The sequence below is a fragment of the Flagellimonas sp. S3867 genome (assembly GCF_014698935.1).
Classification (GTDB): domain Bacteria; phylum Bacteroidota; class Bacteroidia; order Flavobacteriales; family Flavobacteriaceae; genus Flagellimonas.
Genome location: NZ_JACVMN010000002.1, coordinates 338,366 through 354,328, shown reverse-complemented (window position 1 = coordinate 354,328; position 15,963 = coordinate 338,366). Strand labels below are relative to the sequence as shown.

General features: G+C 38.7%; 17 protein-coding genes. 11 read left to right on the top strand and 6 right to left on the bottom strand.

Annotated elements, in window-relative coordinates; all coding sequences use genetic code 11:
• Positions 1-3 precede the first annotated feature (3 nt).
• From IAG46_RS09305 to bioD, 3 genes are read left to right on the top strand one after another with little or no spacing between them, the layout of a single operon-like run.
• Positions 4-1,152, top strand: a complete 1,149-nt coding sequence (locus IAG46_RS09305) for a pyridoxal phosphate-dependent aminotransferase family protein (RefSeq protein WP_190810084.1) — start codon at positions 4-6, stop codon at positions 1,150-1,152.
• Positions 1,149-1,532, top strand: coding sequence for a DUF2007 domain-containing protein (locus IAG46_RS09300; protein ID WP_190810083.1), 384 nt, complete (start codon positions 1,149-1,151; stop codon positions 1,530-1,532). Before IAG46_RS09305 ends, IAG46_RS09300 begins: the two co-directional genes overlap by 4 nt.
• Positions 1,532-2,146, top strand: coding sequence for a dethiobiotin synthase (gene bioD / locus IAG46_RS09295; protein ID WP_190810082.1), 615 nt, complete (start codon positions 1,532-1,534; stop codon positions 2,144-2,146). Before IAG46_RS09300 ends, bioD begins: the two co-directional genes overlap by 1 nt.
• Here the strand turns inward: bioD and IAG46_RS09290 are convergent.
• On the bottom strand, positions 2,138-3,622 hold the full coding sequence (locus IAG46_RS09290; RefSeq protein ID WP_190810081.1) for a glycosyltransferase family 39 protein: 1,485 nt from the start codon (positions 3,620-3,622) through the stop codon (positions 2,138-2,140). The genes bioD and IAG46_RS09290 overlap by 9 nt on opposite strands.
• A 52-nt stretch (positions 3,623-3,674) precedes the next feature.
• Between IAG46_RS09290 and bioA the strand changes: the two genes are divergently transcribed.
• The 4 genes from bioA (at position 3,675) to IAG46_RS09270 (ending at position 8,306) form a co-directional block, all read left to right on the top strand.
• Complete coding sequence (bioA, locus tag IAG46_RS09285) at positions 3,675-4,970, top strand: adenosylmethionine--8-amino-7-oxononanoate transaminase (protein WP_223826639.1); 1,296 nt, start codon at positions 3,675-3,677, stop codon at positions 4,968-4,970.
• 6 nt (positions 4,971-4,976) lie between these two features.
• Positions 4,977-6,170: a beta-ketoacyl synthase N-terminal-like domain-containing protein gene (locus IAG46_RS09280; RefSeq protein WP_190810080.1), complete on the top strand. Its 1,194-nt coding sequence runs from the start codon at positions 4,977-4,979 to the stop codon at positions 6,168-6,170.
• Between the two features lie 105 nt (positions 6,171-6,275).
• Positions 6,276-7,376, top strand: coding sequence for a biotin synthase BioB (bioB, locus tag IAG46_RS09275; RefSeq protein WP_190810079.1), 1,101 nt, complete (start codon positions 6,276-6,278; stop codon positions 7,374-7,376).
• Between the two features lie 60 nt (positions 7,377-7,436).
• On the top strand, positions 7,437-8,306 hold the full coding sequence (locus tag IAG46_RS09270) for a cupin-like domain-containing protein (protein ID WP_190810078.1): 870 nt from the start codon (positions 7,437-7,439) through the stop codon (positions 8,304-8,306).
• 10 nt (positions 8,307-8,316) lie between these two features.
• On the opposite strand, the gene IAG46_RS09265 is transcribed toward IAG46_RS09270, so the two are convergent.
• The 3 genes from IAG46_RS09265 to IAG46_RS09255 all read right to left on the bottom strand — a co-directional run bounded on the left by IAG46_RS09265 (position 8,317) and on the right by IAG46_RS09255 (position 10,953).
• A complete protein-coding gene (locus IAG46_RS09265; protein ID WP_190810077.1) occupies positions 8,317-8,787 on the bottom strand; it encodes a regulatory protein RecX in 471 nt (156 codons plus the stop codon).
• A gap of 53 nt (positions 8,788-8,840) precedes the next feature.
• A complete protein-coding gene (locus tag IAG46_RS09260) occupies positions 8,841-10,388 on the bottom strand; it encodes a ribonuclease E/G (RefSeq protein ID WP_190810076.1) in 1,548 nt (515 codons plus the stop codon).
• A 274-nt stretch (positions 10,389-10,662) separates the two neighbouring features.
• A complete protein-coding gene (locus IAG46_RS09255; protein ID WP_036380395.1) occupies positions 10,663-10,953 on the bottom strand; it encodes an HU family DNA-binding protein in 291 nt (96 codons plus the stop codon).
• A gap of 123 nt (positions 10,954-11,076) precedes the next feature.
• On the opposite strand from IAG46_RS09255, the gene mutY reads away from it, so the two are divergent.
• The 4 genes from mutY to gldD are packed head-to-tail and all read left to right on the top strand — an operon-like array spanning position 11,077 to position 14,493.
• Positions 11,077-12,114, top strand: coding sequence for an A/G-specific adenine glycosylase (mutY, locus tag IAG46_RS09250; RefSeq protein WP_190810075.1), 1,038 nt, complete (start codon positions 11,077-11,079; stop codon positions 12,112-12,114).
• Positions 12,115-12,137: 23 nt separating this feature from the next.
• A complete protein-coding gene (locus IAG46_RS09245) occupies positions 12,138-12,593 on the top strand; it encodes a single-stranded DNA-binding protein (protein ID WP_190810074.1) in 456 nt (151 codons plus the stop codon).
• Positions 12,594-12,638: 45 nt separating this feature from the next.
• Positions 12,639-13,946: a gliding motility-associated protein GldE gene (locus tag IAG46_RS09240; RefSeq protein ID WP_223826638.1), complete on the top strand. Its 1,308-nt coding sequence runs from the start codon at positions 12,639-12,641 to the stop codon at positions 13,944-13,946.
• Positions 13,936-14,493 carry a gliding motility lipoprotein GldD gene (gene gldD, locus IAG46_RS09235; protein WP_190810072.1) on the top strand — a complete coding sequence of 186 codons (558 nt, stop codon included), beginning with the start codon at positions 13,936-13,938 and terminating at the stop codon, positions 14,491-14,493. The genes IAG46_RS09240 and gldD overlap by 11 nt, the downstream gene beginning before the upstream one ends.
• Positions 14,494-14,515: 22 nt before the next feature.
• Here the strand turns inward: gldD and IAG46_RS09230 are convergent, their stop codons facing one another.
• Together IAG46_RS09230 and IAG46_RS09225 are read right to left on the bottom strand one after the other, a co-directional pair.
• Positions 14,516-15,343 (bottom strand): DUF1963 domain-containing protein, encoded by an 828-nt coding sequence (locus IAG46_RS09230; RefSeq protein WP_190810071.1) that lies wholly within the window; start codon positions 15,341-15,343, stop codon positions 14,516-14,518.
• Positions 15,344-15,484: 141 nt separating this feature from the next.
• Complete coding sequence (locus IAG46_RS09225) at positions 15,485-15,910, bottom strand: hypothetical protein (protein WP_190810070.1); 426 nt, start codon at positions 15,908-15,910, stop codon at positions 15,485-15,487.
• Between the last annotated feature and the right edge of the window lie 53 nt (positions 15,911-15,963).

Sequence of the window (15,963 nt, the reverse complement as noted above, 5' to 3'; positions counted from 1 at the left end):
CGTATGGCAAAACTTCCCGAGAAGCTTGAGCAAAAATTAGAAAAAAGACGATTGGACAATGCGTTAAGGGCACTTCCTGAGACACCATCCCTTATTGACTTTTCTTCAAATGACTATTTGGGCTTTACTCGAAAGGAGGAGATGGTCAACGATACCTCAAAATTGCTAAACGAGGAAAAATTGACTTCTATAGGGTCCACAGGATCCAGATTGCTTACTGGAAATCATATTTTGTACAAAGAGCTGGAGGATTTTTTGGCAGTTTACCATGTGTCGGACTCCGCCTTGGTGTTCAACTCAGGATACGATGCTAACATCGGCTTTTTTTCTTCTGTTCCGCAGCGAGGAGATATTGTTTTTTATGACGAATTGGTTCATGCCAGTATCCGTGATGGTATAAAAATGGGCAATGCCAAAAGTTATAAGTTCGCTCACAACGATTTGAATGATTTGCGCCGTCAGATTGAGCGAAGTCAAAATATAGACGGCAATACAGAAGTTTACATCGTCACAGAAGCTGTCTTTTCCATGGATGGAGATTCCCCCGACTTAAAAGCTCTTGCCAATTTATGCGCGAAAAACAACTATCATTTGATTGTGGATGAAGCTCATGCCGTTGGAATTTTTGGAGGTGGGAAAGGATTGATTTCCGAATTGGGAATTGAAAAAGATGTATTTGCCCGTGTCGTTACCTTTGGCAAGGCCATGGGTTGCCATGGAGCGGCAATATTATGTGGTAATGAATTGAAAACGTATCTCGTTAATTTTGCCCGCAGCTTAATTTATACTACTGCACTTTCGCCACATGCCATTGCTTCCGTTTTAGTTGCATATCAATATTTGGAGCAATACGGGAAAGAGGAAATTACTGGACTTCGAGCCAATATCTTATATTTTAAAGAACAGATTCATCATTTGGAACTAGAAGAAAGTTTTATCCAAAGTAATTCCTCGATCCATTGTTTATTGGCGCCAGGAAACCAAAAAGCAAAACAATTGTCCAAACAACTTAAGGAAGAAGGTTTTGATGTGAAACCCATTCTTTCCCCAACGGTAAAGATGGGTGAGGAACGACTTCGATTTTGTTTACATTCGTATAACACAAAAGAGGAAATAAAAAACTTACTTCAAATAATTAGAACGTATATATGAGCAGAGATTTAGTGACCTTGGGAAGTTTTGAATTCTTGGCAGATGTTCAGATCATAAAAGGCAGATTGGAGGCGGAAGGCATTGAAGTTGTTTTAAAAGATGCAAATACCGTAAGTGTTGAACCTTTTGCCAGCAATGCTTTGGGAGGCATTAAATTGCAGGTCTATGCTGGCGATAAAGAAAAAGCACAAACTATTTTTAATGAGGTTAGAAATTATGCTGTCGATGAGAACGGCACTCTGATAAAATGCCCCAACTGTGGCCAGAGCAAATCTGAAACACATTATTTAAGAAACACCATTTTCTATAAACTGTTTCCCTTTTTCGAACCAAAAAAGTACAGATGTACCCATTGTAATTTTATCACCAAACCACAGTAATGAAATTTTTTGTTACAGGAATATCCACAGAGGTTGGCAAAACCATAGCTTCGGCCATTGTTGTTGAGGCACTTGAGGCTGACTATTGGAAACCTGTTCAGGCGGGGGATTTGGACAATTCGGATAGCCATAAGATTCAAGATTTGATTTCGAATGGTAGAACAAAAATCCATGAGAACAGCTATGCGCTCAATACTCCTATGAGCCCTCATGCAGCTGCAGAGATTGATGGAATCACCATCGAATTGGACAAGATTATTCCTCCTGAAACTGAAAACCACTTGATAATTGAAGGTGCTGGCGGACTATTGGTTCCATTGAATGATACGGACACTATTTTTGATATAATTCAACCCGATGACAAGGTCATTGTTGTGTCTCGGCATTATTTGGGAAGTATAAATCATTCCCTTTTAACCATTGAAAAACTTCAGGAAAGAAGTCTTAAGGTTGGAATCATTTTTAGTGGAGATGAACACCCGACCACGGAGAGCATTATCCTTAAAAAAACGGGGGTGACTTTTTTAGGCAGAATCAATGAAGAAGTAAGTTTTAACAGGCAAGTGGTTAAAAAATATGCAGCTCAGTTTAAAGATGCACTGGAATCATTTTAGTCGTTGATAGACGAGCCCTCTGTCAATGGTCTTGATTAAAGTATAGTTTTCTTCTAGATAAGAATCAATGTAAAAATTGAATTCGGTAAGTTTTTTATCAAAAATGTGCTTGCCTTTTCGAGCTACAACAGTTTCGGGTTTTACTACTTCCAAAATATATCTTAGTTCTTGCATTCCTGTCTTTCTCGGGTTATTCATATAAGGAAAAAGTTCCTCTCGGGTTATACTGCTTGGGTGCGTAGCAGCTTTAGTGAGTGGGTGTTCACCCAAAACCCAATACCCAATATGATATTCAGTAAAAAAGATATTTTCCGTGTCAATATTATTTTCAATAATGTAATTGGGGACATCAATGCCTTCACCGTTAAAAAAGGAACCCTTTTCTACCTTATTGGAAATTACGTTGGCATATTCCAAATAGGCTTCCATAGGAAGCAAAACAAAAAGAAAGACAACAACGAAAGTATATTTTTTAGGTATGGAGGGTAGTTTACTTAATGCAATTCCTAATGGAATCAAGATGAACGGGTACAACTGAATCAAATAATGACCATTAACCTTGCCGGTCTGCATAAACGAAATCAAAACACCTATAGTAATAGCCGTAAGTAGTTGAACTGGTTTTGACTTGAAATCAACAATTTTTGATTTGTAACCTCCGAACAACAAACCCACTATAATAAATACAAAAGGGAGTGTTTTTAAAAATGAATGCTGTTTAGACCCTGCATATGCAAGAGGAGCTTCAAAAATAGATACCCACCATATTTGGATTTCTCCCTGCAAGTAATATGGGACAGCGGTCATTACCACAAGGGCGATAAAACCAATTCCCATAAAAACAAGCCGGTGAAAACTATGCCAAAACTGTCTTTTTGCCCAAGCGTCCCAAATTAAATAAACTACCAAAGAAAGTAAGGGATAGGCCATGTTCAATTTTGACATCACAGACAATCCAAAAAGAAGCCCGATTACCAAATACCAACCTTTACTTTCTTTAGAAAGTAAAAGATATACTCCCAAAACAAAAAACAAGGTGCAGATGTGTTCGGACATAACTCCCTGTAAACTTCCAAACGAACTCAGCAAGAAAACACAGAACACCGCACACCAAAAACTTACTTTTCTGGTTGTGACTTTTCTTCCAATACCATAGGTGAACAGGGCTGTAAGAGCAACCAAAACAACCCCAAAAAAACGGACAGCTATAAAACTCTTGCCAAATACTTTAATGATCACGGCAAAAAACAAAAAGGTAATAGGAGGTTTAAGGTCCCAAAGTTGGGTATATGGTAAATGCCCCTCAACCCAGGATTGCGCCATAATTATAAAGGTGCTTTCATCACGATCCACATAATCCCGGAAAAAAAATGGGAAACGGATAAAAAAGGCAATCAAAAACACAATTAGGAAAACCGTTTTCCAATCTAAGGTTTGATAATTGGGGGTTAAATATGAGGTTGCTTTTTTAAGCACTGTTGTAATGAGGTTTTATGTGTTTTATTAGCATCTTTGCAAGATAGATAAATTGAAGCGTTTGACTGATCCAGTTGCATCGGAAAAAATTTCGGAGAGGGACAAAAAACACCTTTGGCACCCATTGACCCAACATAAAACCCACCCAGAGATGTTGGCGATAGCCAAGGCTAAAGGCGCAGTACTTTTTGACGAGGATGGCAAAGAATACATCGATGGTATCGCATCGTGGTATACCTGTATGTATGGGCATTGTAATCCACATATTTTGAAAAAAGTAGGTGAACAGATGCAGCAATTGGATCAAGTAGTATTTAGTGGGTTTACTCATGAACCTGCGGTTAAGCTATCCGAAGCATTGATTAAAATCCTTCCTGAAAACCAGCAAAAATTGTTCTTTTCGGACAATGGTTCCACAGCCACCGAAATCGGGATAAAAATGGCTTTGCAATATCATTTTAATACGGGAGAAAAGCGAAATGTATTATTAGCTTTTGAAGAAGGATTCCATGGTGACACCTTCGGTGCGATGTCAGTTTCCGGACTTTCCGTATATAATGGCCCTTTTGAGGATTTCTTTATTTCAGTTGAACGAATTCCTGTTCCGACTGAAGAAAACATAGTGGACATTTTAACTCAGCTAAAGAACCGGTTGGAACAAAATGATGTAGCTGGCTTTATATACGAACCTTTGGTTCAGGGTGCAGCAGCCATGAAAGTGCACGAAGCCAATGGTCTTGACCAAATTTTGGCATTGTTAAAAGAACATAACGTGCTCACTATTGCCGATGAGGTCATGACCGGATTCGGCAAAACAGGAAAATATTTTGCGTCCGATCATATAACGACCAAACCAGACATTATCTGCCTTTCCAAAGCGTTGACCGCAGGATTGGTGCCCATGGGGCTTACCACTTGCACAGAAAAAGTGTACAAGGCTTTTTATAGTGATGAGATTGCCAAGGGATTGTTCCATGGACATACCTATACCGCAAACCCATTGGCTTGCGCAGCCGCTCTGGCAGCTGTTGAGTTGCTGCAAACCAAAGAAATTCAAGATAACATCCAGAACATAATGCAATGGCATCAAGAGTTTGATGCAAAAATCAAGGATCATCCCAAAGTTGGCACAACACGCCAATTAGGGGTAATTTATGCTTTGGATTTAGATATCCAAATGGAACGCTATGGGAATTTAAGGGACAAATTGTTCAAACATTTTATGGATAATGGAGTTTTTCTCCGTCCATTAGGGAACACGATTTATATTTTGGCGCCTTTTATTATTTCCAAAGAGCAAATGGAAAAGATTTATTTAACCATCCAATCCGCATTGGAAATTGTGTAGTGTTATATGCTAAAAGAGCCCATTTCTATAACAGCTTTGTCCTCAATTTCAGCACTGGGAAGTACTTCTGAAGAAGTTTGGAAATCTTATTTGGACGAAAATCATTTTTTGTCAGACATCAACATTGGCAATGATAAAGTTTGGGGCTCCAAACTGCAAAATGAGATAAAATCTTCACTGCAGGAGCTCAGAAATTCTGATTCCAAGTACCGAGATTTGGATGACACCGTTCTTTATGCGATGTATTCGGCGAGGAAAGCAGTTGAAAAAGCCGGTTGGAACGGTTCTGATAATTTTGGGGTCAATATAGGGTCATCAAGAGGAGCAACCTCGCTATTTGAAAAGTATCACAAAGAATATTTGGAAGGTGGAAAATCCTCGACCTTATCGTCCCCAACCACTACTTTAGGAAACATTTCTTCTTGGGTGGCCCATGATTTAAAAACCAAAGGACCTGAAATCTCGCATTCCATTACTTGTTCCACTGCATTGCATGCCATGTTAAACGGAATTGCGTGGATCCAAAGTGGAATGACCAATAAGTTTTTGGTTGGTGGAAGTGAGGCACCTTTGACACCTTTTACCATAGCACAAATGCAAGCCCTAAAGATTTATTCTAAATTCAAGGCAAAAGGTCATCCCGATCCTGTAGAAGGATATCCGTGCAGAGCTTTGGATTTTGAAAAAAAACAAAATACTATGGTTCTTGGAGAAGGAGCCGGAATGGCTTGTTTGGAAAAAGGTGAAAATACTAGTGCTTTGGCCTTGATTGAGGGAATTGGGTATGCCACCGAACCCTTAGAACATAATATTTCCATATCCGCAGATGCACAGTGCTTTCAAAATTCCATGAGAATGGCACTTGGAAATAGAAGTCCTGAGGAGATAGATGTTATAGTGATGCATTCACCCGGGACAATAAAAGGTGATCTATCTGAATTTAATGCCATCAAAAGTTTATTTGGAAACAACACACCTTTTTTAACCACCAATAAATGGAAAGTAGGCCACACTTTTGGCGCTTCTGGAGTGCTGAGTGTTGAGATGGGAGCACTGATGCTTAAGCACCAAAAATGTGTTCCAACGCCATTTGTCGAAAATACTTCGGAACCCAAAGAAATTAATGAAATAATGGTAAATGCCGTGGGCTTCGGTGGGAATGCGGTAAGCATACTTTTAAGAAATTCCAAAGGCAAATAAATTACCCGAGCTCGTGACAATTATCATGGCCTTTTTCTTTTTAAGGTGATATTATTACAGCATTTTACGAATAAGGGCTATTTTTGATTTTGATATACGTGTACAATGATTACAGCAAGACATAACTGGACCAAAGAAGAGATTTTGGAAATTTATAACAAGCCGTTAATGGAATTGTTATATGATGCGGCAACGATCCATAGGCAACATCACGACCCAAATACAGTTCAAGTTTCTACATTACTTTCCATTAAAACTGGAGGATGTCCTGAGGATTGTGGCTATTGTCCACAAGCAGCACGATATCATACGGATATCGAAGGCAATGATTTAATGACGGTTTCGCATGTAAAAGCCCAAGCACTTCGTGCCAAAGCTTCGGGAAGTTCAAGAGTTTGTATGGGCGCTGCATGGAGAAATGTAAAGGATGGGCCAGAGTTTGATCAAGTGTTGGAAATGGTCCGCACCATCAATAAATTGGATATGGAGGTATGCTGTACCTTGGGAATGTTAACGGAAAATCAGGCTAAAAGACTAGCTGAAGCTGGCCTTTACGCCTATAACCATAACTTGGACACTTCTGAAGATTATTACAAGGATGTCATTTCTACCCGTGCTTTTGAAGACCGATTGGAAACGATAGACAACGTTCGCAAGAGCAATGTGACTGTTTGTAGTGGCGGAATTATTGGAATGGGCGAGGCCTTGGAAGATCGTGCAGGGATGCTTGTGGCCTTGGCGTCGTTAAATCCACAACCAGAATCGGTTCCGATAAATGCCCTTGTGGCTGTGGAAGGAACGCCCATGGAGGACATGGAACCTATTTCCATTTGGGAAATGATCAGAATGGTGGCAACAACGCGAATTGTAATGCCAGAAACCCAGGTAAGACTATCTGCAGGACGTACCGATATGAGCCGCGAAGGACAGGCTATGTGTTTTTTTGCAGGAGCCAATTCCATTTTTGCCGGGGATAAATTATTGACTACACCCAATCCGGATGTGAATGAAGATATGGAAATGTTCAAGCTTCTTGGCTTGAATCCACAAAAACCATTTACCAAAATTTCCCAGCCCAAAACTGTGGAAGCGGAGGATTCGGAACTACAACCATTGGGAGAAAAACCAAAATGGTCTAGACCAGAACATAGTATTGATCGTAATGAGGCGGCCAAGCAAAAATCAAAATTGGTTTCCAAAGAATAGTAGTACAAAAGCTGTTTAAAAACCTTTTATTAATTTAGCTCTTTCAAAATCATTGAAATTTTGGAGCTCAACCTTGACCAAATTCCTCGAGAAAAAACACTTTCCAAGAAAGCGTTTATCCGAAAGTATTTTAAACCTCAAAAACCAGTTGTCATTGAACACTGTATTGAGGATTGGCCTGCATATTCTAAATGGAACCTGGATTATATGCGCGAGATTGCCGGAGACATCACAGTTCCATTATATGACGATAGGCCAGTAAAGCATGATGAGGGTTTCAATGAACCCCATGCCAAAATGAAAATGCGAAACTATATTGACCTTTTAAAAAAGGAACCCACGAAGTATCGCATATTTCTATGGAACATCTTAAAAGAAGTTCCAGGACTTCAAAAGGATTTTAAGTATCCCGATTTTGGACTTCGGTTAATGAAAGGGTTGCCAATGCTCTTTTTTGGCGGGAGCAATTCGCACACCTTTATGCATTATGATATTGACTTGGCCAATATCTTTCATTTTCATTTTGAAGGGAAGAAGCAATGCATTCTTTTTTCGCAAGCCGAAACGAAGTTTCTGTATAAAATTCCACATTCGTTGATCACTAGGGAAGATATAGATTTTGCCAATCCAGATTTGGAAAAATGGCCAGCTTTAAAGCATGCCAAAGGTCATATTGCGCAATTGGAACATGGAAATGTGCTCTATATACCTGAAGGGTATTGGCATCACATGAAATATATATCACCCGGATTTTCTATGAGCTTGAGGGCGATACCACGCAAACCCAAAAACCTGGGTAGAGCAATCTATAACATCTTTTTAATGCGTCATTTTGATAACCTAATGCGAAGATTAAAAGGACAAAAATGGATTGACTGGAAAAATGAAAGAGCTGTTTCTCGGACCCATGATTTTCTCTATGGCAGATAACAAAGACTTTTTAGATTAACTCTTTCAGCTTTTCATAGACCAGATTGCTTTCCCAACCGCGATAGAGTAAATAGTCAGCCAGTTTTTTCTTTCTCTTTTGAATGTTGGTTTCTTTGATCTGTATTAATCTTTTTTTGGCTAGTTCGTTTAAAGTGTTGTGATAGTCCTCCTCATTAATTTCTTTTAGTGCACTTTTAATGTTAAATGCTGAAATTTGACGTTGCTTCAGTTCATTTATTATTCGAATTTTGCCCCATTTTTTAATGGAAAATTTTCCTCTAGCAAAACTTCTGGCAAAGCGTTCCTCATTCAAATAGTTTTCTTGGATCAAATGGGCCATTATTTGGTCAATGGCTTCTGGAATCATTCGCATTTCTCTTAACTTTTGCAGTACCTCTTTATGGCACCGGTCTTGATAAGCACAATAGCCTTCTATTTTTCGCTGCGCTTCGGTGACGCTATAGGATTTGGAAGAGTACATTTTTCAAATATATAAAACAAAAAAAGCGACCCCATTGCTGAAGTCGCTTTGTATTATCTAATTGTTTTACCGTCTTTGTTTTTGAAACGGTATTCAAGGTAAGTATAGGCATCCCTTGGTTGAATTTTTATCCATTTTTTGTACTCCAAAAACCATTTGAAGCGCGGTGATGGAAATCCTTGGTTTAAATATGCCGCAATAAAAGGATGAATGTTCAAAATAATGCCATTATCCTTTTGGTTACCTTTCATGATTCGCTCTAAATCCACATTGATTTTATCGATCAAAACAATTGGAGCTTCCACTTCGGTACCTGTGCCGTTGGGATTTTCCTCACTTGTTTTGATGTTCATCTCGGGACGAACTCTTTGCCTTGTAATTTGTACCAATCCAAACTTACTTGGAGGTAAAATTTTGTGTTTGGCCCGATCGTCCTTCATTTCATCCCTTAAATGATCAAAAAGCTTTCTTCTATGATCACCTTTGGTCATATCGATAAAATCCACAACAATGATTCCACCCATATCACGAAGTCTAAGTTGACGTGCAATTTCAGAGGCAGCTAGTAAATTTACCTCTAAAGCGGTGTCTTCTTGGTTCTTAGCCTTGTTGGAACGGTTACCACTGTTCACATCTATTACGTGAAGTGCTTCGGTATGTTCAATTACAAGGTAAGCTCCCTTACTCATAGAGGCCGTTTGACCAAAAGAGGTTTTTATTTGACGTTCGATACCGAACTTTTCAAAAATTGGAGCTGAACCGGAATAATGTTTTACGATGGATTCTTTTTGTGGTGCGATCTCATGCAAATAATCTTTGATTTGATTAAAAAGGGTCTCATCATCAACATGAATTCCTGTAAAGGAATCGTTGAAAACATCTCTTAATATTGATGACGCTCTGTTGAGCTCTATCAATACCTTGGATGGATGAGGTGCCTTTTGCAGTCTCCTGCACATTTTCATCCATTTGGATGATAAATTCTGGAGATCTTTGTCTAGTTCTGCAACTTTTTTACCTTCTGCAACGGTACGTATAATTACGCCAAATCCTTTGGGCTTAATACTTTTTACAAGTCGTATTAGCCTATCTTTTTCTTCCTTGCTTCCTATTTTTTGTGAAACGGAAACACGGTCAGAAAATGGAACCATGACCAAATAACGTCCGGCTAAGGAAAGCTCGGAACTTATTCGTGGTCCTTTGGTGGAAATGGGTTCTTTTACAATCTGTACCAATAATGACTGATTGGCCTTAATAACTTCGTTAATACTGCCATTCTTGTCTATATCTTTTTCAAATGGAAAATCTTTTAGGGAATAATCTTTTAATTTTCCCGTTCTAACTTTTTTTATGAATTGCAACATGGAGGACAATTGCGGACCAAGGTCATGATAGTGCAGGAATGCATCTTTTTCATAACCCACATTTACGAATGCCGCATTTAGGCCAGTGACGGGTTTTCTTATCTTGGCTAAGAAGATATCCCCAACGGAAAAGTTGTTGTCATCCTCGTCTTTGTGTAATTCAATTAGTTTTCCATCCTTTAGTAAGGCAAAATCGACTGCATCAGGACTAGATCTTACTATTAATTCTCTATTCACCTGAATCGATTTTAATTTATTCCACTAATACGTTACTGGAATAAATGATTAAACAATATATAGAATCGGTTTTATTAGAAACCGATTGAAATTCTTTACTTGAATCTCTATGTCAAAGAACGTAGGTGTGTAAAATGAAAAAGTAGTTGCAACAACTACTTTTTCTTGTGTCGGTTAGCTCTTCTGCGCTTTTTACGCTTGTGGGTAGCTACCTTATGTCTTTTTCTTTTTTTACCACTCGGCATAGGGCTCTTCCTTTAGTGTTAGTTATATTTTATTTTACTTGAACGTTGCTCTTTACGCCTTCAACAAAAACCTTGGCAGGTTTAAAGGCAGGTATATTGTGTGCTGGAATTTTAATGGTAGTGTTTTTTGAGATGTTTCTACCTGTTTTTTCCGCCCTCGTCTTAATGATAAAGCTTCCAAAACCTCTTAAATAAACATTATCTCCATTCTCCAAGGACGATTTTACCTCCTCCATAAAAGATTCTACAGTCGCTTGTACGTCTCCTTTTTCTATACCTAGTTTTTCTGAGATTCTAGTTACAATATCTGCTTTCGTCATTTCGTATTATTATTTTCTTATTTTTTTAGGCTTGCAAATATAAAAATTAAAATTAATCTTTTGTTTAAACCCTTTAATTTTAAGTATATAAACTGATACATTTGGTCCTTAGTATTTTATTGAATGACTTTTTCCGAGCATATTCTTAAATGGTATGGCCAACACAAGCGCGATCTCCCGTGGAGAGCGACAAAAGATCCCTACAAAATCTGGCTTTCCGAAATTATGCTGCAACAGACTCGGGTGGCACAGGGAATGCCATATTACCATAAGTTTTTACATGCTTTTCCAACCGTTTTTGAACTTGCAAATGCCAGCGAGGAAAAAGTTTTGAAGTTATGGCAAGGCCTTGGGTACTATTCTAGGGCCAGAAATCTTCATGCAACTGCCAAAATAGTTGTGAAAACCTATGGAGGTCAGTTTCCCAATACCTATAAAGAGCTAAAAAAGTTAAAAGGTGTTGGAGATTATACGGCAAGTGCCATAGCATCCATTTGTTTTGATGAACCGGAGCCGGTGGTAGATGGAAACGTGTATCGGGTGTTGTCCAGATATTTTGGGGTTGAGACACCCATAAACAGCACCGCGGGCATCAAGTATTTCAAAAAATTGGCCAGGGAGGTAATGCATTCTGTTAATATTCGTGATTACAACCAGGGCATCATGGAGTTTGGAGCCATTCAATGCGCCCCTAAAAAACCGTACTGCTTACATTGCCCGCTAAACGGAAGTTGTGTTGCTCTTAAAGAAAATATGGTCGCTAACCTTCCTATAAAGATCAACAAGACCAAAATCAAGGATAGGTATTTTAATTATTTGGTTTTCTTGGATGATGAAGGAAAAACTTTATTGGAGCAGAGAACAGGGAAGGGCATTTGGCAAAACCTGTATCAATTTCCGTTGCTGGAATCTAAAAAAATACTGGATGGGAAACTCTTGAAAGAGGAATTGGCGCATAAAAATGGTTTCCCAATTTTTAAAACAATCAAATTGTACAACCAAGAAACTATTGTGCATAAACTGTCACATCAGCATTTGCATACCAGATTCTGGATTTTGGATACCGCACAACCAATGCCAGAAGGAATTTTATGGGAAAATATAGGCTCATTTCCTGTGCCTGTTTTGATTGCAGACTTTATTAGGACGTTTAAAATTTAGTACTTTTGATTAACTAAAAAATTATGAGCGGAACATTAAACAAAGTAATGCTGATCGGGCATTTGGGAGACGAGGTCAAAATACACTATTTTGAAGGAGGAAATTGCATTGCAAGGTTCCCATTGGCAACGAATGAAACGTATACCAATAAACAAACCGGTGAGAAAGTCACCAATACGGATTGGCACAATGTTGTAGTAAGAAACAAAGCCGCGGAAATTTGTGAAAAGTACCTTAGTAAAGGCGATAAAGTATATGTGGAAGGCAGATTAAAAAACAGACAATGGCAAGGTGAAGATGGTAATACCCGCTACACCACGGAGGTACATGTACAGGATTTCACTTTTCTATCCACTAAAAAGGAAAGCATGGCCCATGCCCAACAAGTTCCAGCAGCAAGCCCTCAGCAAGAACCAGCAAAACCTTCCGGTCCCGAATCGGTTGAAGAAGCAGAACAAGATGATGATCTACCGTTCTAAAAAGTAAGTTTAAACAATACGAATTTGGATCCCGAACCCTATTGTTTGGCATTTTTCTTGACACCCTTCAGCGGTATATTCGCCATAAAAGTGATTGTACTTTTACTTCTTTTGGTATGTTCAGCATTGATTTCTGGAGCAGAGGTGGCATTGTTCGGCCTTTCCCAAACCGATTTGAACGAACTTGAAGAAAAAGATTCACCTAGCGGAAGACGGATTGTCCAATTACTTGCTAAACCCAAAAAACTATTGGCCACCATTCTTATTGCCAATAATGCCATAAATATTGGAATAGTCTTATTGTTCAGCGCTATAGGCAATACTATTTTTTCAAAGGTTGATCAAACACTTTTTGGTGTTGTTTCGGTGAGATTCCTGTTGGAAGTTATCGTGGCAACCTTCTTGATCTTAATGTTTGGGGAAATACTACCAAAGATATATGCCAGCCGAAACAAGATCCAGTTTTCACTTTTCATGTCCATTCCGCTTAAACTGTTGAATAATGTATTCACTCCTTTAAGCTCTCCAATGAGCTCGGCAACTGGATTTCTTCAAGAAAAATTGGGAAGGCAAAAATCCAATTTGAGTGTAGATCATTTATCCCAAGCCTTAGAATTGGCTTCCGAAGGAGATACAACAAAAGAAGAACAGAAAATTTTAGAAGGGATCGTTACCTTCGGTAACACCGATACCAAGCAGGTGATGCGCCCGCGTATAGACATCTTCGCATTGAATGAGGAAATGAAGTTTTCTGAAGTATTGGAAGAGATCAAAAAAAATGGCTATTCCCGAATTCCAGTTTTTTCGGAGAACATGGACAATGTTCTTGGGGTGCTGTATGTAAAAGATCTACTGCCTTATATTGACCGAAAAAATTTCAATTGGATGCCGCTGATACGTGAACCCTATTTTGTTCCTGAGAACAAAAAACTGGATGACTTATTGTTGGAGTTCCAGGATAAAAAGAACCATTTGGCTGTGGTAGTCGATGAATATGGAGGAACATCCGGCATTGTGACCTTAGAAGATATTATCGAAGAAATTGTTGGGGACATCAGCGACGAATTTGATGATGAGGACCTCATTTTTTCCAAATTGGACGATTACAACTATGTTTTTGATGGAAAAACCACCTTGAAAGATTTTTATAGAGTGGTAAAAATTGAAGATGAGCAAGAGTTTGAAGACCAAAAAGGAGAATCGGAAACCATAGCAGGCTTTGTGCTCGAAATTTCAGGGAGTTTTCCCAAACAAGGAGAAAAAATCTTGTTCAAAAACTATCAATTTGTTGTGGAAAGTCTTGATAAAAAAAGACTTAAACGCATAAAAGTAACCCTGCCCCATGAAGCATAAATTTGCCATATATGTGATTTTGCCAATGCTTGTTGTTGGATGTAAAGAAGAGGTATTGCCCAAACCCAACGCTATGCTAAGGCTCGATTATCCCGAAGCACAGTACAGGGAAATCAATGAGAATTGTGATTATTCGTTCCAAATGAATACCCTATCGAACGTAAAAGAAAATAAGGATTGTTCTTTGGTGTTGGATTATCCAATGATGAAGGGTTCCGTTTTTCTTACCTATAAAAAAGTTGATGGCAATATCAGGGAGTTGCTTATAGATGCGCAAAATCTTACCTATGAGCATGTGGTGAAAGCAGATGGGATTTCTCCCAAGGAGTTCATCAACAAAGAGGCACAGGTTTATGGAATGTTCTATGAAGTCAGCGGAAATGCTGCTTCACAGTCGCAATTTTATGTCACTGATAGTACCAACCATTTTGTGACCGGTTCCCTGTATTTTTATGCCAAACCGAATTTCGATTCCATATTGCCGGCAGCGGCCTACCTCCAAAATGATATCCAAAGGATTATGGAAACCTTGCGTTGGAAGAAATAATAGTTTGTATTAATCGAAAAAGTTATGTGCCTGAATACATACAAACAATTTGCCCGTTTAAATCCTTGGTCATGTCCAATGGACTTTGCGTGGCAAAAAAGTTGAGGTTACCTTCTCCGTAATCCATGCAAAAAAGCGTATCGTAGAATGGGTCATAGACTTGATAGCTGCCTTCACCATCCTCGTCTTCAAAGTCTTCTTCATATCCACCACCGCCGTATTCATCTTGCCAAAAACGGGGTTCGCCAAAAATAAAATTGTTAATTAGGTAATGGTTGTTAAAATCAGGACACATTTTGATTTTAACACCCAAAGCGCTTTCCAGTTCTTTGAATAGCTCATGACATTTATCACCTAAAAGCTCCTCATAAATGCCTTCTCTCAATACCGTGAATTGGTCATCTTTATCAAAATGTATGGTAACGGCATCTTTTAATGCCAACTCAAAACCATAAGGCATTTCTTCTTGTTCTGGATATGGAGTTACCTTTAAAGCTTCTAAAGGGCCATCATAATAAAAACATTTGGCTTGGCAAAAATCATCGGTAAAGAGATAGATGATACCCTTTTCCGGAATTACCGAATATCTTTCTTCAAAAGGTTTTAATTGGCAACAATTCAGTTGGGCTATAAACAGACAGCCTTCTGGAAATGCAATGGAATCTGGTAGGTGCGGTAAGCCATAAATTTTACATGTGCCCAATGGGACGTTAGACTCATCTTTTATAGCTGTTTTGGAATAAGCCAGATAGTTGTGCAGTTTTTCGTGAAGTTTTTTTGCATGTTCTTCCAACTTATGAGTTTTCAGAAATTGATCTAGAATCCCTCTTGTTTTTTTGTAGGGTGACATAGTCAGACTTTAAGATTACTTCTGTTGAAATTAAAAAGCAACCTATATGCCAAGGGACTTCAATTGACCTATCACGCATTTGGATTGACCTATGTCGCGCAAGACCAATGTTGTCGGAAAACTTTCCGATGAAAAATTTGGTTATTCTATGGCCAAAAGTGCTTCCGCTTTTTCAATACTGGAGTTGATCTGTTCACGAAGCGCTTTTACTTTTGCCTCTTCTTCATTTAGCCATTGCTGCTTTTGTTCGGAAAGTGCTTTTCCATCCAATATCTCTTCCGAATCAAAGCGTTCCCCAAAATTCATCATCCAATCCATCATGGATTCGTTGGCGGCCTGAAGATCTTTCATGGCTGCTTCATGTTGCAAACTAGTGGCCGTGGTATCCACCTTGCTTTTTAGCTCACCTACAAGTTTTCCAAGTTTTCCCATTTTGGGCATGACCTCGTCGTGAATTGCCATTACTTGTTCCATTTGTGTTGGGGATTTATCATTCTTTTTTTCCTGTTTGCAAGAGAAAAGTGCTAAGGAAAGTACCAAAAACGAGAAAGAGATAATTTTTTTCATGATATAGAAATTGGACACAAATTTAGATATTGCAATCGAATCTTTGTCGTGTT